This window comes from Acidiphilium sp. PM, assembly GCF_000219295.1.
GTDB lineage: Bacteria > Pseudomonadota > Alphaproteobacteria > Acetobacterales > Acetobacteraceae > Acidiphilium > Acidiphilium multivorum.
This window is the reverse complement of the sequence record NZ_AFPR01000085.1, coordinates 1-23,952: the sequence shown is the minus strand read 5'-3', so window position 1 is coordinate 23,952 and position 23,952 is coordinate 1. Positions and strand designations below refer to the sequence as shown.

The 23,952-nt window shown below is 68.5% G+C and carries 21 protein-coding genes and 1 pseudogene; 13 read left to right on the top strand and 9 right to left on the bottom strand.

Going from position 1 to position 23,952, the window contains the following annotated elements:
* A pseudogene (locus tag APM_RS03760) lies at positions 1-289 on the top strand (aldehyde dehydrogenase (NADP(+))); the annotation flags it as partial.
* Between the two features lie 28 nt (positions 290-317).
* Here APM_RS03760 and APM_RS03755 read toward each other — a convergent pair.
* Entirely contained in the window at positions 318-1,031 is a 714-nt protein-coding gene (locus tag APM_RS03755; protein ID WP_007422025.1) for a ribonuclease activity regulator RraA, read from the bottom strand.
* 483 nt (positions 1,032-1,514) lie between these two features.
* Here APM_RS03755 and APM_RS03750 point away from each other — a divergent pair, with 483 nt between their 5' ends.
* Positions 1,515-2,378 carry a M48 family metalloprotease gene (locus APM_RS03750; protein WP_007422024.1) on the top strand — a complete coding sequence of 288 codons (864 nt, stop codon included), beginning with the start codon at positions 1,515-1,517 and terminating at the stop codon, positions 2,376-2,378.
* Positions 2,379-2,459: 81 nt separating this feature from the next.
* Here APM_RS03750 and APM_RS03745 read toward each other — a convergent pair whose 3' ends face one another.
* The 3 genes from APM_RS03745 to APM_RS03735 form a co-directional block, all read right to left on the bottom strand.
* Positions 2,460-2,990 carry an Hsp20/alpha crystallin family protein gene (locus APM_RS03745; protein WP_007422023.1) on the bottom strand — a complete coding sequence of 177 codons (531 nt, stop codon included), beginning with the start codon at positions 2,988-2,990 and terminating at the stop codon, positions 2,460-2,462.
* A 253-nt stretch (positions 2,991-3,243) separates the two neighbouring features.
* Entirely contained in the window at positions 3,244-4,533 is a 1,290-nt protein-coding gene (locus APM_RS03740; protein WP_007422022.1) for a DUF5666 domain-containing protein, read from the bottom strand.
* A complete protein-coding gene (locus APM_RS03735) occupies positions 4,520-5,353 on the bottom strand; it encodes a DUF6502 family protein (protein ID WP_007422021.1) in 834 nt (277 codons plus the stop codon). Before APM_RS03735 ends, APM_RS03740 begins: the two co-directional genes overlap by 14 nt.
* Before the next feature lie 177 nt (positions 5,354-5,530).
* On the opposite strand from APM_RS03735, the gene APM_RS03730 reads away from it, so the two are divergent.
* From APM_RS03730 to APM_RS03695, 8 genes are all read left to right on the top strand, one after another.
* On the top strand, positions 5,531-6,349 hold the full coding sequence (locus tag APM_RS03730; RefSeq protein WP_039887698.1) for a hypothetical protein: 819 nt from the start codon (positions 5,531-5,533) through the stop codon (positions 6,347-6,349).
* Between the two features lie 159 nt (positions 6,350-6,508).
* Positions 6,509-7,933, top strand: a complete 1,425-nt coding sequence (locus APM_RS03725) for a glycosyltransferase family protein (RefSeq protein ID WP_007422019.1) — start codon at positions 6,509-6,511, stop codon at positions 7,931-7,933.
* Entirely contained in the window at positions 7,933-9,297 is a 1,365-nt protein-coding gene (locus APM_RS03720; RefSeq protein ID WP_007422018.1) for a glycosyltransferase, read from the top strand. The genes APM_RS03725 and APM_RS03720 overlap by 1 nt, the downstream gene beginning before the upstream one ends.
* On the top strand, positions 9,294-10,493 hold the full coding sequence (locus APM_RS03715) for a glycosyltransferase (protein WP_007422017.1): 1,200 nt from the start codon (positions 9,294-9,296) through the stop codon (positions 10,491-10,493). The genes APM_RS03720 and APM_RS03715 overlap by 4 nt, the downstream gene beginning before the upstream one ends.
* Positions 10,490-12,298, top strand: a complete 1,809-nt coding sequence (locus tag APM_RS03710) for an ABC transporter ATP-binding protein (RefSeq protein ID WP_007422016.1) — start codon at positions 10,490-10,492, stop codon at positions 12,296-12,298. Before APM_RS03715 ends, APM_RS03710 begins: the two co-directional genes overlap by 4 nt.
* The gene (locus APM_RS03705; protein WP_007422015.1) at positions 12,295-13,137 is read left to right on the top strand and encodes a hypothetical protein; all 843 of its coding nucleotides are present in this window, start codon (positions 12,295-12,297) and stop codon (positions 13,135-13,137) included. The genes APM_RS03710 and APM_RS03705 overlap by 4 nt, the downstream gene beginning before the upstream one ends.
* Positions 13,094-13,750, top strand: a complete 657-nt coding sequence (locus APM_RS03700; protein ID WP_039887695.1) for a histidine phosphatase family protein — start codon at positions 13,094-13,096, stop codon at positions 13,748-13,750. Before APM_RS03705 ends, APM_RS03700 begins: the two co-directional genes overlap by 44 nt.
* Positions 13,751-13,754: 4 nt before the next feature.
* On the top strand, positions 13,755-15,116 hold the full coding sequence (locus APM_RS03695; protein WP_007422013.1) for a UDP-glucose/GDP-mannose dehydrogenase family protein: 1,362 nt from the start codon (positions 13,755-13,757) through the stop codon (positions 15,114-15,116).
* Here APM_RS03695 and APM_RS03690 read toward each other — a convergent pair.
* Together APM_RS03690 and acnA are read right to left on the bottom strand one after the other, a co-directional pair.
* A complete protein-coding gene (locus tag APM_RS03690; protein ID WP_007422012.1) occupies positions 15,113-15,814 on the bottom strand; it encodes an SDR family oxidoreductase in 702 nt (233 codons plus the stop codon). The genes APM_RS03695 and APM_RS03690 overlap by 4 nt on opposite strands.
* A 101-nt stretch (positions 15,815-15,915) precedes the next feature.
* Positions 15,916-18,603 carry an aconitate hydratase AcnA gene (acnA, locus tag APM_RS03685; protein ID WP_007422011.1) on the bottom strand — a complete coding sequence of 896 codons (2,688 nt, stop codon included), beginning with the start codon at positions 18,601-18,603 and terminating at the stop codon, positions 15,916-15,918.
* 117 nt (positions 18,604-18,720) lie between these two features.
* On the opposite strand from acnA, the gene ccmA reads away from it, so the two are divergent.
* Complete coding sequence (gene ccmA, locus APM_RS03680) at positions 18,721-19,326, top strand: heme ABC exporter ATP-binding protein CcmA (protein WP_138919157.1); 606 nt, start codon at positions 18,721-18,723, stop codon at positions 19,324-19,326.
* Positions 19,323-19,976: a heme exporter protein CcmB gene (ccmB, locus tag APM_RS03675; protein WP_007422009.1), complete on the top strand. Its 654-nt coding sequence runs from the start codon at positions 19,323-19,325 to the stop codon at positions 19,974-19,976. The genes ccmA and ccmB overlap by 4 nt, the downstream gene beginning before the upstream one ends.
* A gap of 2 nt (positions 19,977-19,978) precedes the next feature.
* On the opposite strand, the gene APM_RS03670 is transcribed toward ccmB, so the two are convergent.
* Positions 19,979-21,736, bottom strand: a complete 1,758-nt coding sequence (locus tag APM_RS03670) for an aminopeptidase P family protein (protein ID WP_007422008.1) — start codon at positions 21,734-21,736, stop codon at positions 19,979-19,981.
* Positions 21,737-21,947: 211 nt separating this feature from the next.
* Between APM_RS03670 and APM_RS03665 the strand changes: the two genes are divergently transcribed.
* Positions 21,948-22,169, top strand: a complete 222-nt coding sequence (locus tag APM_RS03665; RefSeq protein ID WP_007422007.1) for a DUF1127 domain-containing protein — start codon at positions 21,948-21,950, stop codon at positions 22,167-22,169.
* 45 nt (positions 22,170-22,214) lie between these two features.
* On the opposite strand, the gene APM_RS03660 is transcribed toward APM_RS03665, so the two are convergent.
* Both APM_RS03660 and APM_RS03655 read right to left on the bottom strand, forming a co-directional pair.
* On the bottom strand, positions 22,215-23,132 hold the full coding sequence (locus tag APM_RS03660) for a 50S ribosomal protein L11 methyltransferase (RefSeq protein ID WP_007422006.1): 918 nt from the start codon (positions 23,130-23,132) through the stop codon (positions 22,215-22,217).
* On the bottom strand, positions 23,132-23,952 hold an 821-nt coding region (locus APM_RS03655; protein WP_007422005.1), incomplete at its 5' end, for a 3'-5' exonuclease. The genes APM_RS03660 and APM_RS03655, both read right to left, overlap by 1 nt.

Here is a 23,952-nt window from a genome sequence, read left to right as displayed (position 1 = left end):
GGATCATGCCGCGGCGCGCGACCTGCTGCCGCTGCTGGAGCGCAAGGCCGGGCGCATCCTGGCCAATGGATGGCCGACCGGCGTCGAGGTCTGCGAGGCCATGGTGCATGGCGGACCGTTCCCGGCGACGACCGATTCGCGGACGACATCGGTGGGCTCCAAGGCGATCGAGCGGTTCCTGCGCCCGGTCTGCTACCAGGACCTGCCGGCGGACCTGCTGCCGACGGCGCTGGCGGACGGCAATCCGCTCGCCATGCCGCGGCTTGTCGACGGCGTGATGCGGGACTGAGGCATACCTACCGTCCGCCGGGCCGCGGTCAGCGGCCCGTTCGGGCGCGCCAGGCGGCGAACCGGGTTTCGGTTTCCGGATCGGTCGGCGGATAGAGGCCGAGGATCGTCGCGCCGGCCTTCACCTGCTCGGTCACGAAATCCTCGAAGACCGTCATCTCCGTAGCCTCGTCGGCGAGTTCGTCGGCGAGGTGGGCGGGAATCACGATGGCGCCGTCGGCGTCGCCCACGATCACGTCGCCCGGGAAGACCGGCGCGTCGCCGCAGCTGATCGGGTCGTTGATGGCGATGGCCTGGTGCAGGGTGAGATTGGTCGGCGCGCTGGGACGCACGTGATAGGCCGGGAAGCCGAGCGAGGCGATTTCGGCGCTGTCGCGAAAGCCGCCATCGGTGACGATGCCGGCAGCGCCCCGCTGCATCAGCCTGGTGACGAGAATGCCGCCGGCCGAGGCGGCGCGGGCATCCTTGCGGCTGTCGATTACCATCACCGCGCCGGGCGGGCAGGTCTCGATCGCCTGGCGCTGCTTGTGATCGCGATCGCGGAAGACGGTGATCGGGTTGAGGTCTTCGCGCGCTGGAATGTAGCGCAGGGTAAAGGCCTCTCCGACCATGCTCCGTTCCGGCGGGCTCAGCGGCAGCGCGCCCTGGATGAACTGCTGGCGCAGGCCGCGCTTGTAAAGCGCGGTGGCCAGGGTCGCCGTGCTGACACGGGTGAGTTTTTCGCGCGTATCCGGCTTGAGCATCGGTTCCTCGCTGCTGGCCGGAAGGTGCAGGTTTCCCGGCCCATGTTGCTGGACGACAGCGCCAGCTGGCGGGATTGCCGCCCGCGTGTCGTCGTGGTGGGTGCGTAAGACAGTCCGGGATTGACCATGCATGGCGCTGTCGGGTCAATGCGCCGGCCGGGAGACCTGATGCGACCATGGCGCGGGCTGCGGTCGATCGTTCGCACTGCCGATCAACGGCAATTGACTCATCTCAATGCCGTGATCCCCTTTACGGCCTAGTATCCCAAATCTGAAATCCATCGGATTTCAGATTCAAAGTGGACACTGGAAAAAACAATAGTTTAGTGGCCTGCCTGTCCCTGAAATTCACCCACGAATTTCAGGGGCAGGACACTAAAGCATCATCCGATCGGACAAAGTCATCTGATCAAATTAAGATGCCATGATTATCAATATGATAGAGCACTGCTTCGGATTCCCCTGGATGAAAGGCGGCCCGCGATGCCGAACCTGATCCGTACCGGCCTTCTGATGGCGGCATTGACCGCGCTGTTCGTGGCGATCGGCTACTGGATCGGGCGAGGAGCGGGGGCAGCCATCGCGCTCGCATTCGCCGCGGCAGGGAACTTCGTGGCATATTGGGTGTCCGACCGGGCGGTGCTGGCGATGTACGGTGCGCAGCCGGCGAATCAGGCCGCGTTTCCGCGCCTCGTTGCGCAGGTGGATCGGCTGGCGAGCAAGGCGGGACTGCCGCCGCCGCGCGTTTATGTCATCGACAACGATCAGCCGAACGCCTTCGCCACGGGGCGGAACCCGCAACATGCCGCCATAGCCGTCACGACCGGACTGCTCGGGGCGCTGGATGAGGCCGAACTTGCCGGCGTGATCGCCCATGAACTGTCGCATATCCGGCACCGCGACACGCTGACAATGACGGTCACGGCAACGCTGGCCGGCGCGATCGGGATGATTTCGAACCTTGCCATTTTCTTCGGCGGCAGCGACGAGCGACGGAGTTCACCTTTCGCCGGCATTGCCGGACTGCTGCTTTTGCTTCTTGCGCCGCTGACAGCCACGCTGGTGCAGCTTGCCATTTCCCGCACCCGCGAATATGCGGCGGATGCCCGCGCCGCTTCTCTCACGGGCCAGCCGCTGGCTCTTGCCCGCGCGCTGATGCGCATCGACGAGATGGCGCGCTGGGTTCCGAATGACGATGCCGAACGCAACCCCGCGACCGCTTCGCTGTTCATCGTCAACCCGCTCTCGGGCACCACGTTCGACACGTTGTTTGCCACCCATCCACCCATCCGCGAGCGCGTGGCCAGGCTGCGGCACATGGCGCAGTTCGACGCTTCGAAAAACTAACAAATCGTCAATTTGCTGGGGTGAGGGAATTGGTACACGAGGAAGGCGGGCGTGCCGAGCGAGCGGCACGCCCGTGCGGGATCAGCCCGCCTTGATCTCGATCTTGCGCTCGGCGCGGATGGCCTCGGGGCGCTTGGGCAGCGTGATCGTGAGCACGCCGTTCGCAAAGCGTGCCTCGATCTTCGATGCGTCGGCGCCGGCAGGCAGGCTGAAGCGACGCTCGAACTTGCCGTAACGCCGTTCGCAGAGTTGGTAGTCCGCTTCTGAGGTTTCCTGCTCGGTGCGTTTTTCGCCGGCGATCGCGAGCGTGTCGTCGGTGGCCTTGATCTCGACATCCTTTTCCGTCAGCCCGGGCAACTCTGCCGTGATGACGAAGGCTTTTTCCTGTTCGACGATATCCACCGCGGGAGCGCCAAGGCCGCGCGAGAGGAACGGTTCGAAGGGCAGGCTGGTGGGCAGGGCGCGACGCAACAGGCCACCGTCGAAATCCTCGAAGAGCCGGTTCACTTCGCGGCGCAGGGACTCGAACGGGCGCCAGAACTCGGGCGCCGCCTGCGGGCGGCGTTCTGGTTCCGCCGCTTTCGGCCGGGGTTCGACCTGGGTACTCGGCATGGCGATTCTCCTTTCCTGAAGACGATTTTTCAAAAACCGTCGACGGCTTGAGACGTTAGCTTTGGCTGGTGCGCCGGCATTGATCTGGGTCAACGATGACGGCGGTGATACCAGGCGCAATGTCTCGTTCGGTCCGATCGGATCGTGGATTTTGCAGCAGATTTCGGAACGTGCGGGACGGGTTCCGGCAAGCTTCTGGCGGCATCGGCCTTTCGGGCGATGCCGCGGGGCTTATCGGATGAACCGCCGTCGCCTATTGGTCGGCCGGCGGTTCGACTTCCGGTGCGTCGATATCCGGCTCGGGTGTTTGCGGGCTTGGCACCTCGATTTCCGGCGCCTCGACCTCCGCGGCTTCGGTATCGGGCGTTTCACCCACCTCTGGGGGTTCGACGTCGCCCGAAGCGTGGGCGGTGCCGGGATTTCCGGCCGGGCCCTCATTCGTGCGGACCTCTGCGGCGGCGGAGGATTTCGTGGTGCTGCCGCTTGGGCCCGCCTTGGTCGCGGGCGGTTCGGATTGCGGCAGCGACGGGACTTCGGGCGTGACTTCCGTGGCCGAGATCTCGCCGTTTTCCGCGATCTCGCCGACGACTTCGACGGGGTAGAGGCCGGAGAGTCGTTGCCGGCCGGCCCGCTCGGTCGCTTCCATTCCGTCGGCGGCCAGCAGTCGGCCGTTGCCGGTCGAGCGGAAATAGTTCCGGACCTCGACCCGCGTTCCCGGCGCGCCGAGTTGGATCGGTCGCGGTTCGAGCGTGGTCAGTACAGGGTGGCCGTTGACGATGATGCCAGAGGCAACGACACGCTCGCCGGCATGGAGCCCAGCGATTTGTGCCGGGTCGGCGCGCAGGGTGAGGCGGCCTATCGTTACGTGGCCTGCCCCGGCAGTGTTCACCGCGGCTTCGAGCCGGAAGGCGTGCGTCGGCGGCAGGACCGTAACCCGGTGTGCAACCCAGTCGCCATTCGCCAGGCGCTGTGCCGAGAGTCCGACCACCTGTCCGGGGCGAAGCCGCGGCGGCCGCACGCTCGTGCCGAGGGTGACCGTCTGCCGCAGCACGGTGATGACATGCCCGCCATCCGCCACGTGCGAGACCGGCCCGATGATCGCCTGCCAGGTGGCGATGCTGCGGGCGAACCCGCCATGCGCTCCGATGGCGACGCCGCGCACGAGGGCGATGTCGCCGACCCGCAGGCTCGCCACGGTTGCCGGATGACCGTCGATCGTCACCAGCGTGTCCGCGTCGATCCGGTATTCGCGGCCATTGACGAAGACGCTGCCGAATCGCTGGATGGGGCCATAGCCGACGATCGGGGCGCCGGTGCCGCCGATGCCGCCGGGGGCGCGCTGGATGCCGGTGCCGCCGATGCCGCCGGTCTCCTCGCCGATCCCGGTGCCGCCGATGCCGCCGGTTTCCTGTTCGATGCCGGTGCCGCCGATGCCGCCCGCGCCCTGGGCCCTGGCGACCGGCAGGCCAAGAGAGAGAAGTGCTGCGATCAGCAGGGCGACGACGCGGGGCGCGCGCGCGGTGTGGCTGTCAGGGGCGGTCATCGGCGTCGGTCTCGTAATAATAGACGCCGAGGCGGAGGCGGCGCAGGGCTTCGCGTTCCGGATCGCCGCCGGCGGCGTCCGTGCTGGCGAGATTGCCTTCGAGCAGTTGCTCGTTGCACTGGCGCAGCAGCCGGTCCGCCATGTCGGACAACACCGGACGGGCGGCGTTCAGGCGGCTGGCGCCGATGCCGTTATGAAACAGGGCGCGCTCGATGAAGACCGGCGTTTCACCGGCGAGATTATGGAAGGCGCTGCGCATGTGGTCGCCGACATTGGCGCCGAGGAAGAGAAGCTTTTCCCGCGGTTCGGTGGGGGTGAAGGCGGTGCGCAGGAGGCGCAGCCGGTCGTCCGCCAGGCGTTCGACGACGCCGGCGCGTTCGAGTTCCTCGATAACGGTGCGGGCCCGCACATCGACCTTGGCCGCCCGCAGGAGGGCGTCGAAACCGGGGTCGTCCCCCTCGCCGCGGGTCGTCAGGGGCAGGGGCGCGCCGTCCGGGCCGCGGAAGGCGGCGGCCGAGACCCAGGTGCCGACCACACGCGCGGCGGCGTTGACCCCGGCCATCCGGTCGCGCGGTTCGGCCGTGTCGGGGTGCGTGGCGATTTCGCGGAGCCGCTTGACCTCGCGGCGGTTGATACCGGTGACGACGCTGATCTGGCTGTCGGTCGGGGCTTCATCGCCCTCGTGCCCGCGCAGCGCCTCGTCCACATAGACGCGCTTGAGCAGGTCGCGGAACGCGATGTAACCCAGCCCCCGCCGCATGAGATAGGCGACGAGGGGGCGCAGCAGCCGGCGCAGCATGTGTTCGATATCAGATTCCATTCCTGCACGTCCGTCGCATGCCTGTCGGTCAGCGGATCCGGCACCCTGACCCATCAAACTGTGTGATAATATCCCACATAATGCAAGATATGAAAATTGCAATTCCATGACAGCGGCATGGCGCCTTGGATCGCCATATTCCGCTATGTTAATGGAACCGCGTGACAGGGGGGTAGGATGACCACCGGAGCCGGCGTGCGAGCGAAGGGCAGGGGCAGGGGTAGGGGTAGGGGTGTTCTGCTGCCCGCGCTGGCCGCTCTCGCTACGGCACAATGGCCGGTGCTGGTGCATGCGGCATCACCGGCGGGATTCACCATTGGACTCGAGCCGTCCTATTTCACCGGACGTTTCGGCACCAGGCACACGATTCACATCTACGATCTGCCGCTTTCGATCACCTATCGCCATCGGAACCTTCGATTACGGGTCGAGCTTCCCTACATTGCGGTCACCGGCGCCGGTATCGTTGCCGGGCAATCGATCATCGCCAGCACCGGGTCCGGCGCGGTGCGCAGCGGGCCCGGCGACATGTGGCTCAAGGCGGAGTACCGGCTCGATCGGGCGCGGGGTGTCCGGCCATCGTTCGAGCCTTATGTGAAGGTCAAGGTGCCGGTGGCCTCCTATGCCAAGGGGCTCGGCACCGGCCGCTTCGACGAGGAGGCCGGGCTGCGGATGGTCTGGCGGGCGGGTACGCGGGTGTTTCCCTACCTGCAACTGGGGTACCGCATTGTCGGCCGGTTGCCGGCACTTCACCTGCAGAACGTTGTGACGTTCGAGCCTGGCGTGGCCGTGGCGGTGGCGCCGCGCCAGTTCCTCAGCGTGATCGTGATCGGCCACACGCCGATCCAGAAGCGGCGGACTGCGGTGGCTTCTGCCATACTGGCATATAACCTGCGGATGAATTTCCGTTGGGAATTGCAGGTTTATGCGACCCGCGGGCTGACTTCGCAAAGCGCGGCGTTCGGCGCCGGCTTCGGCGTGATGGCGCATTTCTGAGGCGTTTTCAATAACTTGTAAAAGTTCATCGAACGAGGGCCGGAGCTGACGCCTGCACTCGGCGCGACTGGCTGCGCACGATCACGCTTGCTTTACTTCTTGACCGTGGAACTTTCTCCCACAATAATCCGCGCCGAGGCCGTCAGAAAGGAGCCCGAAATGCGTGACGTTCAGGTTGTCGAACTGGACAATGGTCCGGGAGGCGCAGGGGCGGTCTGGCGGCAGGGGTGGATGCCGGGGCGTGATCCGCGGGACGCCGAGGCGGGAGACCGGGATCCGGCGCCTTCCGAGCGCCGTCATCAGGGCAATGCCCGCAGGGCCAGGCTGCGCCCGCTCATTCCGTGTGCCGGACGGGTCGGGCCGGCGGTGGTTTTCCTGTATTCTCACGACACGTTCGGCCTCGGGCATCTGCGGCGGAACCTCGCGATCGCCGAGCGCCTGCTGGAGGCCGGTCAATTCTCGGTCCATCTGCTGACCGGCTCGCCGGTCATCGCCCAGTGGCGGCTGCCCTCGGGACTGCATGTGCATCCGCTGCCGCCGGTGGTGAAGACCGGCGCGGAAACCTATGCGGCCCGCGAAGCCGGGCATAGTTTCGGTCTGGTCAAGGGGTATCGCGCCGCGCTGATCCTCACGCTCGCGCTGCGCTACCGGCCGGATATCTTCCTTGTCGACCACGCGCCGGCGGGGATGAACGGGGAAATCCTGCCCACGCTCGCGATGATGCGCCGCGACCTGCCGGACACGCGGGTGATGCTCGGGCTGCGCGACATTCTCGACAGTCCGGACACGGTGCGCGCCACCTGGGCCGAGCAGGAGATCCTGCCGCTGCTCGAGCAGGCGTATGACGACATCCTCGTCTATGGGTCGCGCAAGCTGTTCGACGTCGTCGATGCCTACGGAATCGCGGGCGAGACGGCTGCGCGGGTGCGCTATTGCGGCCATGTCGTTGCTGCCGATCTGCTGCGGCCGGATGCCGAGGAAGGCACGCCGTGCTGGTCCGCCGCGCGAGCTGCGGGGCGCAAGGTCGTGCTGGTGACGGCGGGTGGCGGCGGCGACGGGTTCGCGCTGATGGAGGCCTATCTGCACGGCCTGTCGCGAATGGCGCCGGGAGCCTGCCATTCGGTGATCGTCACCGGTCCGCTGATGTCGGTCGACCAGCGTGCGGCGCTCACCGCCACGGCGGCGGGGCGGGAGGACATCGATCTCGTCGATTACATCACCGACCCGCTGCCGAGCCTGCGTGCCGCCGATCTCGTGATCGCGATGGCGGGCTACAATACCAGCGCAGAACTGATCGCCGCGCGCAAGCGGACGATCCTGGTGCCGCGGCCAGCGCCGCGGGCGGAACAACGTCTACGGGCGCATCTGCTGGCCCGTCTCGGCCTTGTGCGCGCCATCGAGCAGGGGCCGGATCTCGCCGACCGTCTCGCGCGGGAGATTCCGGCCGCCCTCGCCGCGCCGCCGCCTTCGTCCGTTGCCTGGGCGCAACTCGACCTCAACGGCGCCGAACGCGTCGCCGCCCATCTTGCAACCGCCATCGAGGCGCGTTCGGCCGCCTCCGGCATTGCCGGGGAGTTTGCCTGATGCCTGCCTTTGCCTATCTCGATCTCGCCGGAGAGCCGGACCTCGCGGATGCGCCGATCGCCTATGTCATGAAGCGTTATCCGCGCCTGACCGAGACCTTCATCCTCAACGAGATCCGCGCGATGGAGCGGCTCGGGACGAAGCTGCACATCGTCTCGCTGCTGCCGCCGGAACCACCTCCGCATCATCCGATGGTCGCCGAGGTGGAGGCGCCGCTGCATCCTGTGCCGGCGGCAAGCGCCCGGGCAGGACGGCGGGAGATTGCCCACGCCCATGCCCGCGCTATCGCTGCCGCGCCGCTGCGCTATCTTGGCGCCGTCGCCCGTGCCGCGCTGTGGTGCACGCGGTCGCCTACGCCGCTTTCGGTCTGGAAGCAGTTCCTGCGCGGCGGCGTGATCGCGACCTTGTGCCGGACCCACGGCATCCGCCATATCCACGCCCATTTCGCCAATGCGCCGGCAGCCTCGGCCTGGTTCGCCAGCATGATGACCGGGCTGCCGTTCAGCTTCACGGCGCATGCCAAGGATCTCTATCTCACGCCGCCGGAGGTGATCCGCAAGCGCGGCCAGGCCGCGCGCTTCGTGGCCACCTGCACGGGCTACAATGTGCGGTATCTGGCTTCGCTGCTCGGTGACCAGGCCGACAAGATCCATCTTGTCTATCACGGTATCGATCTCGGCCTGTTCGGCGCCCGCAAGGTGGCCGAGGCGAAGCCGGCGGAAGGCCGGCTGATTCTCTCGGTGGGCCGGCTCGTGCCCAAGAAGGGCCATGATGACCTGATCGCCGCCTGCGCCCTGCTGCGTGATCGCGGGATTGCGTTCCGCTGCCGGATCGTCGGCGAGGGGCCGCTGCGGGCGGAACTGCAGGCGCAGATCACGGCGAGCGGGCTGGAGGGCATCGTGACGCTCGACGGCGCGATGACCCATGCCGACCTGATCACGCTCTATGGCACCGCCGATGCCTTCGCGCTGGCGCCGCGCATCACCGAGGATGGTGACCGGGACGGGATTCCGAATGTGATTGCCGAAGCGATGGCGATCGGCGTGCCGGTGGTCTCGACCAGCGTATCGGGGATTCCCGAACTGGTGCGCGACGGCGAGACCGGGCGGCTGGTGCCACCGCGCGACCCCGCGGCGCTGGCCACGGCGATCGAGGCAACGCTGGCCGATCGCGCGCAGGCGCGGCGCCTGGCGGCGGCAGGTCGGGCGCGGCTCGAGGGCGAGTTCGACCTGTGGAAGACGACGCGTCGGCTGCACGCGCTCTTCGGCTGCGCCGAGTGCGAGGAGGCGCCGCCGAAAGGCGGTTCGCGGTTCCGCGCCGAGGGTCTGGCGGCGCAGCCCTCCCTGGCGGAGGTCGCGCCATGAAGATCCTGTATCTCAATCTCGACCGCGGCATTCCGGTCGAGGGTGACAAGGGTGCTTCGGTGCATGTGCGCGAATTCGTCACGGCCGCGGCGGCGCTCGGCCATGAGGTGACGCTCGCCTGCACCACGCGCGGCGCCGGTAACCCGCCGCCGCCGGCGCGGATCCTGCAATTCGGCGCGCCGCCGGCCGACATGTCGATCGGCAACGAGATCGAGCGGCGCGAGCGTGTGCGTCTCGATCATGACGGGTTGGTCGCGGACCGGATCTGCTCGACGCTTGCCCGCCTCGGCATCGAGCCGGATCTGGTCTACGAGCGGCACGCGCTGTTCCATCGCGCTGGCGTTTCCATCGCTGCGCGGCTCGGCGTGCCGCGGATTCTCGAGGTCAATGCGCCGCTGGTCGAGGAGCAGCGGCGATTCCGTGGCCTGTATCTCGTCGATGAGGCGCTGGAGGCCGAGGAAGCCTCGTATCGCGGGGCGGATGCAATCATCGCCGTCTCGCGGCAGGTGGCGGCGCAGGTCGCCGGCGTGATCGGCCGGACCGATCGCATTCATGTCGTGCCGAACGGTGTCGATCTGGCGCGGTTCGCCAATGTTGATGCCATCGGGGCGGTGATCCGTGCCCGGCTCGGGCTCGCCGGCCGGCGGATTGCCGGCTTCATCGGCAGTTTCAAGACCTGGCATGGCGTGCCGTTCCTGATCGAGGCGATTGCGGCCGCTGCGGCGTGGCATCCTGACCTGCACCTTCTTGCGGTCGGTGACGGGCCGGAGCGCGAGGCCGTGGCGGCACTTGTGGCGAAACTCGGCCTCGCCGACCGGGTGACGCTGCCGGGACGCATCCCGCATGGCGAGATTCCAGGCTGGCTCGGGGCGATGGACTTCACCGTTGCCCCCTATCTGCCGCAGCCGGATTTCTATTTCTCGCCGCTGAAGATTTTTGAGTCGCTCGCGGCCGGGCGCGCGGTGGTCGCGCCGGAGATCGGCGAGATCGACGGCATCGTCGCCCATGGCGAAACGGGGCTGCTCTATCCGGCCGGCGATGGTATTGCGCTGCAGGCGGCGCTGTCGCGCCTGCTTGCCGATCAGGCCGCCTGCCAGACGATGGGTTGGCGTGGCCGGCAACGGTTGGCCGGGCGCGACTGGCGTGACGTGGTGCGGCTCTGCCTCGCCCTCGCACCGGTCCGGCTGCCCGCATGACCGGGCCGGGCGGGGCCTGGCTCCGCGCCTATCTCCGCTCGGAATGGCGGGCGCTTTCGGCTGGTGCCGCGGTGATGGCGGCGCGGGCCGGCGTTTTGCTGATGCTTCCCTGGCCGCTGAAATTCATCATCGACAACGTGATCTTCCAGCGCCGGCTGGCGCCCTGGCTGCACGGGGTGCTGCCCGATCCGCTCACCCAGCGGATGGCGCTGCTCGACACGCTCGGCCTTGCCATGCTCGGGCTCGGCATCGCCGACGCGCTGCTGGTCTATCTCGGCAACCGGCTGTTTCTCGATGCCGGGCAGCGGATCGTCTTCGCCATCCGCGCCGACCTGTTCGCGCATCTGCAACGCCTGTCGCTCGCCTTTCACCGCCGCCAGCGCGCCGGCGAGCTGATGGCGCGGCTGACCGGCGATGTGCGGCAGTTGCAGGATTTCATCGCCGCGGTGGGGATCGACCTGCTGCCGCACGGGCTGACCATTCTCGGCATGGCGACGGTGATGCTGCTGATCGACTGGCGGTATGCGCTGATCGCGCTGTCGGTCGCGCCGCTGCTGTTCTGGATCGCGCGGGTCTATGCGGGGCGGCTGCGCCACGCGCTGCGCCAGGTGCGGCGGCACGAGACGACGCTGAGCGGGGTGATGCAGGAAATCCTCGGCAACGTGCAGGTGGTGCAGGCCTTCGGCCGTGAGCCGCACGAGGACGGGCGGTTCGGTGCCCATGCCGGGCGCAGCCTCGAGGCCGGGCTGCATGCCAATGCGGTGCAGGCGCAGTTCAGCCCGGCAATGAACCTCGCCATCGCGGTCGCGACCGGGGCAATCGCCTGGTATGGCGCTGCGACGGTGATTCGCGGCACGCTGACGCCGGGGGAATTGCTGATCTTCCTCGCCTATCTGCGCGGCATCGCCACCCCGGCGCGGCAGCTCGCCAAGACCGGGCGGGTGTTCGGCCGGGCGTCCGTCGCGATCGAGCGGATCGGCGAATACCGGGCCGAGCGGTCGAGTGTCGCGGAGGCGCCGGAGGCGCTGCCCTTCGCCGGGCGGGCGTCGCGGATCGAATTCCGCGAGGTCGGCTTCGGCTACCGCGACGATCACGAGGTGCTGCACGGCGTTTCCTTCGCGCTGGAGGCCGGGCGCACCATCGCACTGGTGGGCGCGACCGGCTCGGGCAAGAGCACGATCGCGAGCCTGATCCCGCGCTTCTACGACGCGACATCCGGTGCCGTGCTGCTCGACGGGCAGGATATTCGCGGGTTGCGCCTCGCGGATCTGCGCCGACAGGTGGCCCTCGTGCTGCAGGACCCGGTGCTGTTCCAGGCGAGTGTGTGGGAGAACATCGCCTATGGGCGCGAGGGCGCGGGGCGGGACGAGGCGATCGCGGCGGCGCGTGCGGTCGGGATCGATGCGATGGTCGAGGGCCTGCCCGATGGGTTCGACACCATGGTCGCCGAGCGCGGGCAGAGCCTGTCCGGCGGGCAGCGGCAGTGCATCGCCATCGCCCGCGCCATGCTGTGCGACGCGCCGATCGTCATTCTCGACGAGCCGAGCAGCAGCCTCGATGCCGGCACCGAGCGGCGGGTGATGGCGGCGCTCGACCGGCTGGCGGCGAACCGCGCCGCCCTGGTGATCGCGCACCGGCTCTCCACCGTGCGCGCCGCCGACGAAATCCTGGTGCTCGACGATGGCCGCATCGTCCAGCGCGGCACGCATGAGGCGCTGCTGGCCGAGGGCGGCCGATATAAAGCGCTCTGGCAGGCGCTGCGCGACGATTCTCCTTCTCCCCAACTTCGCCTGGTGGCTCAATGACCCGTTCCGTTCCCGCTGTTCCACGTCTGCTCGCGGGCATCGTCGCCGGTGCCGCTCTTGCCGTGCCGCTGCGCGCCGCTCGCGCCGATCCATGGATTCCGGCGGCGGGGGATGGCGTCGTCAAGCCGATGGTGCGGCTGTTTCACGGCAACCAGGCGTTTCCCGCCGGCGGCTTCACCACCAATGCGCTGCGCGGGTCGAGCGAGAGTTCGAAGCAGTATCGCGTCACCGGGGTACAGGGGATCGGGCATGATCTGTCGATCGAATACGATCTGCGCGGCGGCCGGGTGCGCAGCTTCGCCGACCGCCATCATATCCCGACGGCGAGCGTTTCGTCCGGCCTGCAGGACGAGGAAATCGGCCTGAATTACGGGCTGATCCAGACGGCGCGTTTCGCGGACTCCATCACGCTGAATGTCATCGTCCCGGCGGGGCGGACAAAGCCTTCGCCCGCGCTCGGCACCGGGCGATGGTCGGTGGAGCCGGATTTCCAGGCCGGGATCTCGCGGCCCTGGGGCAGCCTGACGATGGTCGCGGGGGCGCGCATGTTCCTCGACGGGGCGGCGACGCAGCTGCGCGCGACGATCGATCTCTCGCTCCATCTCACCCGCCGGCTCGCGCTGACCGGCGAGGTGTTCGCGGTGAAGACGATCCGGCAGAGCGGCACGATTCCGCCCGGCGCGCAGGGCGAGATTTACAATCTGGTGCGGCCGGCGGTCGGCCTGACCTGGCGGTTGACCAAGGTGATACGGCCGTTCCTGCTCTACGAGGTGAACGCGGCGGGGGAGGGAATTCATGCCGGCAGCCGGCTGGAGCTGGGCGTTGCGGTGCATTACTGACCCGCGCGCCGGCGGCCGGGCGCTGCTGCTCGCACGGCATGGACGGACGGCGTGGACCGGCGAGGGCCGCTATCAGGGCCGCAGCGACCTGCCGCTCTCGCCCGAGGGCTGGGCGGATGCCGCCGGCCTTGCCGCCGCGCTGAGCGACGAGCCGCTCGTTTCGATCTATACCAGCCCGCTGCTGCGGGCGCGGCAGACGGCCGGCTGCATCGCCGCGCGGCGTGGCGACGTCGCGGTGATCGTCGATGACCGGCTGGCCGAGATCGCTTTCGGCGACTGGGAGGGACGCACCCAGACCGAAATCCGCGCCGCAACACCCGAGGCGCTGCGGTGCTGGAAGCGCGATCCCGGCGGGATGCGCTTTCCCGGCGGCGAGACGCTGGCCGAGGCGCGGGCGCGGTTGCATGGATTTTTCGCCGATCTGCCGCAGCGGGGTGGGGCCGTTCTGGCCGTGACCCATGCCGGCATGATCCGCCTCGCCTGTCTCTGCGCCGAGGGGCGTGGCGATGACGGGTTTCGCGGCATCAGGATCGCACCCTGCGCGGTGCGGCGCTTTTCCCTTGGCGGCGCGGCTGTTGTGGCGCCGCCTTTCCAACATGAAACCGTGGAGTGAACCGATGCGCATCGTCATGATCGGCGCCGGCTACGTGGGGCTCGTCTCCGGCGCTTGCTTCGCCAGCATGGGCACCGAGGTGATCGTCGTGGAAAAGGACCCGTGCTGCGTCGCGGCGCTGCAGGCGGGGCGGATTCCGATCTATGAGCCCGGGCTGGACCGGCTGGTCGCCGACTCCGTGCGGGCGGGGCGGCTTCGCTTCGAGGCCGCGCTCGACCGCGCGCTGCCCGGCGCCGACGCCGTGTTTCTCGCCGTCGGCACGCCGTCGCGCCGGGGCGATGGCCATGCCGATCTGTCCCATGTGTTCGCCGCCGCCGCCGAGCTGGCCGCGGCATTGCCGGCGCCGACCGTGCTGGTGACGAAATCGACCGTGCCGGTGGGCACCGGGCGGCGGCTCGCCGCGCTGATGCGCGAGATCCGGCCGGATCTCGACGTGCCTGTGGCCTCGAACCCGGAATTCCTGCGCGAGGGCAGCGCGATCGAGGATTTCATGCGGCCGGACCGGATCGTCGTCGGCACCGACAGCGCGCAGGCCGAGGCGGTGCTGCGCGCGCTCTACCGCCCGCTCAACCCGGCCGGGGTGACGCTGCTCTGCACCGGGCTGGAGACGGCGGAGCTGATCAAATACGCGACCAACGCCTTCCTCGCGATGAAGATCACCTTCATCAACGAGATGGCGGATCTGTGCGAGCAGGTCGGGGCGGATGTTCACGAACTGGCCCGCGGCATGGGGCTCGACCGGCGGATCGGCCCGAAATTCCTGCATCCCGGCCCCGGCTTCGGCGGCTCGTGCTTCCCGAAGGACACCCAGGCGCTGATGCGGATCGCCCAGGATGCGCATGCGCCGGCGCGGCTGGTCGAGACCGTGGTGAGCGTGAACGAGGCGCGCAAGGCCGCGATGGCTGGGCGGATCCTCGCAGCCTTCGGCGGCACGGTGCGGCGGCGGCGGATCGCCGTGCTCGGCCTGACCTTCAAGCCGGAGACCGACGACATGCGCGACTCCCCGGCGATCCCGATCGTGCATCGGCTGGTCGAGCTTGGCGCCGAGGTGGTGGCCTACGATCCGGCCGGGATGGAGCAGGCGCGGCGGGACCTGCCGGCGGAGGTGGTCTATGCGTCGGGTGCAGCTTCGGCGCTTGCCGGGGCGGATGGCGCGGTGCTGGTGACCGAATGGAACGAGTTCCGCGCCCTGGCGCCGGACTGGCTGCGCGCGACGATGCGCGGGCGCGTCGTCGTCGACCTGCGCAACGTGTTCGACCCGGCGGCGATGCGCGCGGCGGGGCTCGACCATCACGCGATCGGCCGGCCGGCGCCGCATCGAGCACTCGCCGGCGAGGCGGAGCTGGAGCTCGCGGCTGCGGATTAGGCCCCGGCGGCACCGACGGTCATGCCGCCGCAGACATAGAGCACCTGGCCGGTGACGAAGCCGCTGCGCTGGTCGAGCAGATAGGCGATTGCGTGCGCCACGTCCGCCGGGGTGCCGATCCGGCGGACCGGGATGCCCTCGATGATCGCCGTGGTGCGCGGATCGTCCGGCGGGTTTACCCGGTCGAACAGCTCGGTGCGGATCGGGCCGGGGCCGATGGCGTTGGCGGTGATGCCGAAGCGGCCGAGTTCCAGCGCCCAGACCTTCGCCATGCCGATCAGCCCGGCCTTGGTCGCGGCGTAGGCGGTGCGGTCTTCCTTGCCGAGGGCGGCGCGCGAGGCGATGTTGACGATGCGGCCGAACCCGGCCGCCTTCATGCCGGGCAGCAGCGCCTGCACGCATTGCAGGCTGCAGCGCAGGTTGAGCGAGACCACGGCGTCGAGATCGGCCACGGTCTGCGCCTCGACCGGGGCGGGGCGGACAGTGCCGACATTGTTGACCAGCCGGGTGATCGGCCCGCCGCGCAGCGCCTCGGCTAGGGCGGCCTCGGTCGCCGCCGGGTCCGACAGGTCGGCGACGATGCCATCGCCGATCCGGTCGATCACCACGACCTCGTAGCCCTCCTCGCTGCAGCGCGCGACGCTCGCCGCCCCGATGCCCGCAGCCCCGCCCGTGACCAGCACCCGTTCCTTGGCCATTGTTCCTCCCGACAGACAAAAGGCCGGCGCCGTGGATCCGGCGCCGGCCTCTCTTCAAGCCGTCATGCCGCCGCCCCCGTCAAGGGGAGGCGCGGGTGCGCTCAGGCGGCCTTCGCCATGTTGCGCAGCACGAAGTGCAGGATGCCGCCGTTCTGGTAGTAGAGCACCTCGTCGCGGGTATCGACGCGGCAGAGCAGCGAGACCTTGTCGGTCGTGCCGTTGGCGCGGCGGATCACCATGTCGAGATCCATGCGTGGCGAGAGGTTTTCGAGGCCGACGATGTCGATCGTCTCGTCGCCCTTCAGCGCCAGCGTCTTGCGGGTCGTGCCGTCCTTGAAGACCAGCGGCAGCACGCCCATGCCGACCAGGTTCGAGCGGTGGATGCGCTCGAAGCTCTCGGCGATGACCGCCTTGACGCCGAGCAGCACGGTGCCCTTCGCCGCCCAGTCGCGCGAGGAGCCGGTGCCGTATTCGCGGCCGGCGAAGACCACTAGCGGCACGCCCTCCTTCTTGTAGCGCATCGCCGCGTCGTAGATCGACAGCTGCTCGCCCGAGGGGAAGTGCTTCGAGTAGCCGCCCTCGACATTGTCCAGCATCTCGTTGCGGATGCGGATGTTGGCGAAGGTGCCGCGCATCATGATTTCATGATTGCCGCGGCGCGAGCCGTAGGAGTTGAAGTCCTTCTGCTGGATCTGGCGCTCGAGCAGGTATTCGCCGGCCGGCGTCGTCTTGCGGAAGGAACCGGCCGGGGAGATGTGGTCGGTGGTGATCGAGTCGCCGAGCAGGGCGAGGATGCGCGCGCCCGTGATGTCCTTTACCGGCGCCGGCTCCTTCGTCATGCCCTCGAAATAGGGCGGGTTCTTGACGTAGGTCGAACTGTCCGACCAGCGATAGGTGTCCGACTCGCCCTCAACGGCGATCGCCTGCCACTGCTTCGGCCCCTTGAACACGTCGCCATAGCGATCGAGGAACATCTCCCGGGTGAGCGAGGACTGCACCATCGCCGCAATCTCGGCAGTGGTCGGCCAGATGTCCTTCAGGAAGACGTCGTTGCCGTTCTTGTCCTTGCCGATCGGGTCCTTGGTGATGTCCTTGCGCATGGTGCCGAGCAGCGCGTAGGCGACGACCAGCGGCGGCGAAGCGAGGTAGTTCGCCCGCACGTTCGGATGCACGCGGCCCTCGAAATTGCGGTTGCCCGACAGCACCGAGACGGCGACCAGCTTGTTGTCCTCGATCGCATCGGCGATCGCGTCATCCAGCGGGCCGGAATTGCCGATGCAGGTGGTGCAGCCATAGCCCACCGTCTCGAAGCCCAGCGCGTCGAGATCGTCCTGCAGGCCGGCGCGGTTGAGATATTCGGTGACGACCTGCGAGCCGGGGGCGAGGGAGGTCTTGACCCAGGGCTTCGGCGTGAGGCCGAGGGCGCGGGCCTTGCGGGCGACGAGGCCGGCGGCGATCAGCACCGAGGGGTTGGACGTGTTGGTGCAGGAGGTGATCGCGGCGATCACAACGTCGCCATGGGTGAGCGAGAAATTCTTCCCCTTCACCTCGGCGGTGACGCCGGCCTTGTCCGCCGGGACGCCGAGACCTTTGGTCAGCTCGGCCTCGAAGGCGGAGGACGCCTGCGACAGCGCGACCCGGTCCTGCGGGCGCTTCGGCCCGGCGAGCGACGGCTCGACGGTGGAGAGATCGAGTTCCAGCGTGTCGGAGAACACTGGATCGGCGCCCTCGCGCCACAGGCCCTGGGCCTTGGCGTAGGCCTCGACCAGCTTGATGCGGTGCTCGTCGCGGCCGGAGAGGCGCATGTAGTCGAGCGTGATGCCATCGACCGGGAAGAAGCCGCAGGTCGCCCCGTATTCCGGCGCCATGTTGGCGATCGTCGCGCGGTCGGCCAGCGGCAGGTGGTCGAGCCCCTCGCCGTAGAATTCGACGAACTTGCCGACGACGCCCTTCTTGCGCAGCATCTGGGTGACGGTCAGCACCAGGTCGGTCGCGGTGATGCCCTCGCGCAGGCTGCCGGTGAGGCGGAAGCCGATCACGTCCGGGATCAGCATGGCGATCGGCTGGCCGAGCATGGCTGCCTCGGCCTCGATGCCGCCGACGCCCCAGCCGAGCACGCCGAGGCCGTTGACCATCGTGGTGTGGCTGTCGGTGCCGAACAGCGTGTCCGGATAGGCATAGTTCTTGCCGTTGGCCGCGGACGTCCAGACGGTCTGGGCGAGATATTCGAGGTTGACCTGGTGGCAGATGCCGGTGCCGGGCGGGACGACGCGGAAATTGTCGAACGCCTCCTGGCCCCAGCGGAGGAATTCATAGCGCTCGCCGTTGCGCTCGAACTCGATGTCGACGTTCTTTTCCAGGGCGTCCTTGCGGCCGTACACGTCGACCATCACCGAGTGGTCGATGACGAGATCCACGGGGACCAGCGGGTTGACCTTCTCGGCCTTGCCGCCGAGGCGAAGAATGCCGTCGCGCATCGCCGCGAGGTCGACCACCGCGGGCACGCCGGTGAAGTCCTGCATCAGGATGCGGGCTGGGCGGAACGGCACGTCCTTGTCGGAATGGGCCTGGGCGGTCCACTCGACCAGCGCCTTCGCGTCATCGACCGTGCAGGCCGAACCGTCCTCGAAGCGCAGGACGTTCTCCAGCAGGATTTTCAGTGTCCGCGGCAGGCGGGAAATGTCGCCGAGCTTTTCAGCGGCGGCATTGAGTGCGAAATAGGCGTAGTCCTTTCCATCGACGCTCAGCGTCTTTTCCACTTGCAGACTGTCCCGTCCGATCATGCTCATCGCGTTCGCTCCTCTTCGCGCGCCACTGCGGTGCGTTGCGCCGCAGCAAAACCCGGTTTCGCGCCGCTTAAATCACGGTGCGGCGCCCGCGTCCATGTCCCGCGCCGGTCGCTAGCCATGTTGGAAGCGAAGGGCCTCGCTGCGATACGCGGTGAACGTCTCGTGTTCCGGGACATCTCGTTCCGGCTGGAACGGGGCGGGGCGCTGGTGCTGGTCGGGCCGAACGGGGCGGGGAAGTCCTCGCTCATCCGCCTGCTCGCCGGGTTGACGCCGCCGGCGGCAGGCGAATTCGTCTGGGATGGCGAAAACGCGCTCGACGATCCGCCTCTGCACGCGACCAGGCTATGCTTCGTCGGCCATATGGACGCGATCAAGCCGGGGCTGAGCGTGGCGGAAAATCTTGGCCTCGATCGGAAGCGCCAGCGCGAGAACGTGCTGACGGCGCTGGCCAGCGTCGATCTCGAGCGGTTCGCCGATTTGCCGGCCCGGCTGCTCTCCTCGGGGCAGCGCCGCCGGCTGGCGCTGGCGCGGCTCGCTTTGTCCGATGCGCCGCTCTGGCTGCTCGACGAGCCGACCACCGGGCTCGATGCCGCCTCGGTTCGGCGGCTCGAGGCTAATATCGCCGCACATCGTGACCGTGGCGGCATGGTCATCGCGGCAACGCATCTTCCCCTCGACCTGCCGGGGGCCATACCGTTCGATCTGGCGAAAGCAGCGGCATGACACACTTCTTCTCCCTGATCCGCCGGGAGCTGATTCTCGCTCTCCGCCATGCGGGCGACTCGGTGGCCTCGCTCCTGTTTTTCGTGATCGCGGCGAGCCTGTTCGCCTTCGCGATCGGGCCCTCGGCCAATGTGCTGTCCGGCATCGCGCCGGGGGTGGTCTGGGTGATCGCTCTGCTGGCGGCGCTGCTGCCGCTCAACCGGCTGTTCGCCGCGGATTTCGAGGATGGTTCGCTCGACCAGCTGATGCTCTCCGGCCTTCCGGCCAGCGCCGTGGCACTCGGCAAGATCGTCGGACACTGGCTGACGACGGGCCTGCCGCTGCTGGTGATCGCCGGGCCGGTCGCGATCATGCTGCGACTCGGCGGCGATGCCGTGCCGCAACTGCTGGCGACGCTGCTGCCGGGGACGATGCTGCTGTCGCTCGTGGGCGGCATGAGTGCCGCGGTGACGCTTGGTGCCCGCGGCGGCACGGTGCTGTTGCCGCTGATCGCCCTGCCGCTGATGATCCCGGCGGTGATCTTCGGCGCGGCCGGGGCGGTGGCGCAGTCGCCCTTCGCCGAATTCGCCATGCTCGGCGGGCTGCTCGCGCTGTTCCTGCCGATCGCCCCGCTGGCTGCCGGGGCGGCGCTGCGGGCGTCGGTTGGTTGACCCTATAGCGGCGCGCAGGCGGCTTTGAGCCAAGCGCGCGCCGCTCCGTCCAGATGCGGGCCGATCATTGCCAGCACGTGGGCGTGATAGGCGTCGAGCCAGGCGCGCGCGGCCGGGGTGAGCAGGGCAGGGTCGATCAGCCGGTGGTCGAACGGGGCGAGGGTCAGCGGCTCGAATTCGAGGAACGGTTTCGAACCCTCGACCGGCGACGGGATGACCAGCAGCAGGTTTTCCAGCCGGATGCCGTAGCCGCCGGGTTCGTAATAGCCGGGTTCGTCGGACAGGATCATGCCCGGCGCGAGCGGGATCGGCTTCGCCAGCCGGTGAAAGCTCGCCGGCCCCTCATGCACCGAGAGATAGGAGCCGACGCCGTGGCCGGTGCCGTGATCGAAATCGAGGCCGGCGTCCCAGAGCGGCGCGCGGGCGAGAGCGTCGAGCTGCGGGCCGGACGTGCCTTGCGGGAAGCGCGCGCGTGCCAGGGCGATATGGCCCGCGAGCACGCGGGTGAAGCGGTCGCGCAACGTGGGCGGCGGTTCGCCCGGCCCGGTCCAGAGCGTGCGGGTCACATCCGTCGTGCCGTCGGGGTATTGGCCGCCGCTGTCGATCAGGTAGACCTCGTCGTGGCGGATCGGGCGGTCCGAGGCGGCGGTGACGCTGTAATGGATGATGGCGCCGTGCTCGCCTGCGCCGGAAATGGCAGGGAAGCTTTCGCCATGGAACTCGGGAGCGGTGCTGCGGAAGGCGAACAACTGCGCCGCGGCGCTTCGCTCGGTCTGGCCGCCCGCGGGCGAAGCTTCGGCGAACCAGGCGAGGAAGCGGCACAGTGCCACGCCGTCGCGCCGGTGCGCGGCGCGAGCGCCTTCCTGCTCGGTGGGGTTCTTGATCGCGCGCGGCAACACGCAGGGATCGCCGCCCGAGACGGTGATCGCCCCGGCATCCCCCAGCAACTGGCTGAAGCGGATCGGCGCCGTTGCCGGATCGAGGAGGACCCGCTTGCCGCGCAGCGTGGCGAGGCTCCGTTCCATCGCCGCGCGGGGGACGATCTCGACGCCGGCGCCGAGATGCGCGCGCGTTGCCGGCGGAACCCGCGCCGGGTCAATGAAGATGATTGCCGAACCGTCGCGCCGGAGCAGGGCGAAGCAGAGCACGATCGGCGTATGCGGCAGGTCCGCTCCGCGCAGGTTGAACAGCCAGGCAACGGCGTGCGGATCGGTCAGCATCACCGCGTCCGCTCCGTCCCGCGCGATGGCTTCGGCGATGCGGGAGCGCTTGGATTCGGCGGATTCCCCGGCAAATTCCGGCGGATGCGCAAGGGCCGGCGAGGCCGGCGGCGCTGGGCGGTCGGCCCAGAGCTGGTCGATCGGGTTGTCCACCGGGACCATGGTGAACCCGGCATCGGCATAGGTGGCGACGGCGTTGGCTGTCATTAGCCAGGGGTCGTAGCCGATCCGCGCGCCGGGCGCGGCCGATTTCAGCCATTCGACCGGCGGGGTCTCGACGATGTGACGCCGTTCCCAGGTCGCCGGGTCGGTCTGTTCGACGAGTTGCAGCGTGTAGCGGCCATCGGAGAAGACGGCGGCGCGGTCGGCGAGCACGATGGCAAGGCCGGCGCTGCCGGTGAAACCGGTGAGCCAGGCAAGACGGGACGCCGATTCGGGCACGTATTCGCCGAGAAACTCGTCATTCCGGGGCTGGATGAAGCCATCCAACCCCTGATCGTGAAGCGCATTTCTCAGGGAGTCGAATTGCGTTTTCATCATATCTTAACCAAAAACCCATCCGTTTTTTGCATGTCTGACAGAGAAATGTCTCGCTCCCCAAACCTTTGTTGCGGGATTATGTTGCACTGCGAAAAGACGATGATGGATGGCACTAAAGGACCAGCCGCATCGGGTTTCGCTCCTTAAACGATGGTGAAGTATCATGTCTTCCACGACCCATAACAAACATTCCCTCCCGGTTGCCAACTCCATGGCGGCTCACGCCGCGGCAATCGATGCGGCTCTCGCCGACAGCGCCCGTCGGGCGGCAAACAGCTTCGCCCGCGTTAGCGCCTGGTTCGCCGAGCGCCGCGCGGCGCGTGAGGCCTACCGCGAACTGCAGAGCCTGAGCGATCGCGAACTCGCCGATCTCGGCATCAGCCGGGCCGATATTCGCGCCGTGGTGAACGGAACCTATCAGCGTCCGATCTGACGTCTGACGGTGGATGGCAAGAAGAACCCGGGCTGACGATCATCGTCAGCCCGGGTTTTTGCCATCCGGGGTCGCGCGCCCCTTGCCGAGGATGAGGGTGGTCCATTCGCCATCGTCGATCCGGCCCTTGAGGACGAGGCCGTGGCGGCGATGCGCCGACATCACCCAGCGCGCCTGGCGGCCGAGCAGGCCGGCGAGAATGGCGGTGCCGCCCGGGGCAAGATGCGCTGAGAGTTCATGCGCCATGGCGACCAGCGGCCGGGCGAGGATGTTGGCGAAGACGAGATCGTATGGGGCGCGGCGGGCGAGCATCGGCGCCGACCAGCCATCCGAGCCGATCACCCGCAGCAGCGGGGCGACGCCGTTGAGCGCCGCGTTGGCGCTGGCTACCCGCACCGCCCGCTGGTCGATATCGGTGGCGAGGACCGGCTTTCCCCAGATTTTCGCTGCCGTGATGGCGAGAATGCCCGAGCCGGTGCCGAGATCGAGAATGCGGTCCGGCGCGCGCCGTTTCGCGAGGCGTTCCAACGCCAGCAGGCAGCCGCGCGTCGAGCCGTGTTCGCCGGTGCCGAAGGCGAGGCCGGCATCGAGCAGGATGGTGATGCGCCCCGCCGCCAGCGGTGTAGTGACATGGGTACCGCGTATGGCGAAGCGGTGACCGATCAGCTGCTCGGGGAAGCCCTCGTAGCTGCGGGCGAGCCAGCCGCCGGCCGGCACCAGCTCCCGCTCGACCGCGGGGCTGACGCCGCTCGCGGCCTCGGCCAGCAGCAGGGCGGCGGCGAGGTCGCCATCCGCGCTGCCGGGCTCGCGCAGCCCCTCGACGATCCAGGTGCCGTTCGCCTCGTCGAGAAAGAAGCCGACGCTGCGGCAGCACGTCTCCAGCGCCGCCTCGAAGGTTTCGAGCGCTTCCTCCGGCACCGTCACGGTGACGCGCTCGAGCATTTCCACGCCGCCCCGCGCCATCACGCCCGCTCCACGAAACGGTCGAGCACGCGTTTTTCGCCGGCATTGTCGAAACGGATGTCGAGCCGGTCGTCTTCCGCGTCGATCACGACGCCGTAGCCGAATTTCTGGTGAAACACGCGGGTTCCTTCGGTGATCCTGTCGGTGCGGGGCGGGCGCGGGGTGGCGGCCCAGGCATCGGCGTGTTCGCCGCTCGCCCGCCGGGCGGCGACCAGCGGGCGCGCGGTGGCGAAGACGGGCGGTGCGTTGCGCTGCTCAAGCGCCGCGGAGCCGCCGGTACGGATCGCATCCTCCGGCAGTTCCTCGATGAAGCGGGACGGCACGCTGCTTTGCCAGTTGGCGTAGATCCGGCGGTTGGCGCAGTGTGAGATGATGGCGCGCTGCTTCGCCCTGGTGATGCCGACATAGGCGAGGCGGCGTTCCTCCTCCAGCGCGCGGCCGCCGCCCTCGTCGAGCGCGCGCTGGTTGGGGAACACGCCCTCTTCCCAGCCGGGGAGGAACACGGTGTCGAACTCCAGCCCCTTCGCCGCGTGCAGCGTCATCAGCACGACCTTGTCGTCGTCCGGTTCATTGTCGTTGTCCATCACGAGGGCGACATGTTCGAGAAAGCCGCCGAGCGTCTCGAACTCGGCGACGGCGCGGACCAACTCCTTCAGGTTCTCGATCCGGCCGGCCGCCTCGGGGGTTTTCTGCTCCTGCCACATCGCGATGTAGCCGCTGGCATCGAGCAGGGTGGAAAGGGCGACGACATGGCCATCGAGCCGCAGGGTCTCGCGCCATTCGGCGAACTGGGCGAGCAGGGTGCGCAGCCCGTCCCGCG

Coding starts and splice junctions, on each gene's coding strand:
- APM_RS03705 (WP_007422015.1), top strand. CDS start 12,295: ATGACCCGTTCCGTTCCCGCTGTTCCACGTCTGCTCGCGGGCATCGTC.
- APM_RS03690 (WP_007422012.1), bottom strand. CDS start 15,814: ATGGCCAAGGAACGGGTGCTGGTCACGGGCGGGGCTGCGGGCATCGGG.
- APM_RS03670 (WP_007422008.1), bottom strand. CDS start 21,736: ATGATGAAAACGCAATTCGACTCCCTGAGAAATGCGCTTCACGATCAG.
- APM_RS03710 (WP_007422016.1), top strand. CDS start 10,490: ATGACCGGGCCGGGCGGGGCCTGGCTCCGCGCCTATCTCCGCTCGGAA.
- APM_RS03735 (WP_007422021.1), bottom strand. CDS start 5,353: ATGGAATCTGATATCGAACACATGCTGCGCCGGCTGCTGCGCCCCCTC.
- APM_RS03745 (WP_007422023.1), bottom strand. CDS start 2,990: ATGCCGAGTACCCAGGTCGAACCCCGGCCGAAAGCGGCGGAACCAGAA.
- APM_RS03750 (WP_007422024.1), top strand. CDS start 1,515: ATGCCGAACCTGATCCGTACCGGCCTTCTGATGGCGGCATTGACCGCG.
- APM_RS03660 (WP_007422006.1), bottom strand. CDS start 23,132: ATGGCGCGGGGCGGCGTGGAAATGCTCGAGCGCGTCACCGTGACGGTG.
- APM_RS03730 (WP_039887698.1), top strand. CDS start 5,531: ATGACCACCGGAGCCGGCGTGCGAGCGAAGGGCAGGGGCAGGGGTAGG.
- APM_RS03715 (WP_007422017.1), top strand. CDS start 9,294: ATGAAGATCCTGTATCTCAATCTCGACCGCGGCATTCCGGTCGAGGGT.
- APM_RS03665 (WP_007422007.1), top strand. CDS start 21,948: ATGGCGGCTCACGCCGCGGCAATCGATGCGGCTCTCGCCGACAGCGCC.
- APM_RS03740 (WP_007422022.1), bottom strand. CDS start 4,533: ATGACCGCCCCTGACAGCCACACCGCGCGCGCGCCCCGCGTCGTCGCC.
- ccmB (WP_007422009.1), top strand. CDS start 19,323: ATGACACACTTCTTCTCCCTGATCCGCCGGGAGCTGATTCTCGCTCTC.
- APM_RS03695 (WP_007422013.1), top strand. CDS start 13,755: ATGCGCATCGTCATGATCGGCGCCGGCTACGTGGGGCTCGTCTCCGGC.
- APM_RS03725 (WP_007422019.1), top strand. CDS start 6,509: ATGCGTGACGTTCAGGTTGTCGAACTGGACAATGGTCCGGGAGGCGCA.
- APM_RS03720 (WP_007422018.1), top strand. CDS start 7,933: ATGCCTGCCTTTGCCTATCTCGATCTCGCCGGAGAGCCGGACCTCGCG.
- acnA (WP_007422011.1), bottom strand. CDS start 18,603: ATGAGCATGATCGGACGGGACAGTCTGCAAGTGGAAAAGACGCTGAGC.
- APM_RS03700 (WP_039887695.1), top strand. CDS start 13,094: ATGCCGGCAGCCGGCTGGAGCTGGGCGTTGCGGTGCATTACTGACCCG.
- ccmA (WP_138919157.1), top strand. CDS start 18,721: ATGTTGGAAGCGAAGGGCCTCGCTGCGATACGCGGTGAACGTCTCGTG.
- APM_RS03755 (WP_007422025.1), bottom strand. CDS start 1,031: ATGCTCAAGCCGGATACGCGCGAAAAACTCACCCGTGTCAGCACGGCG.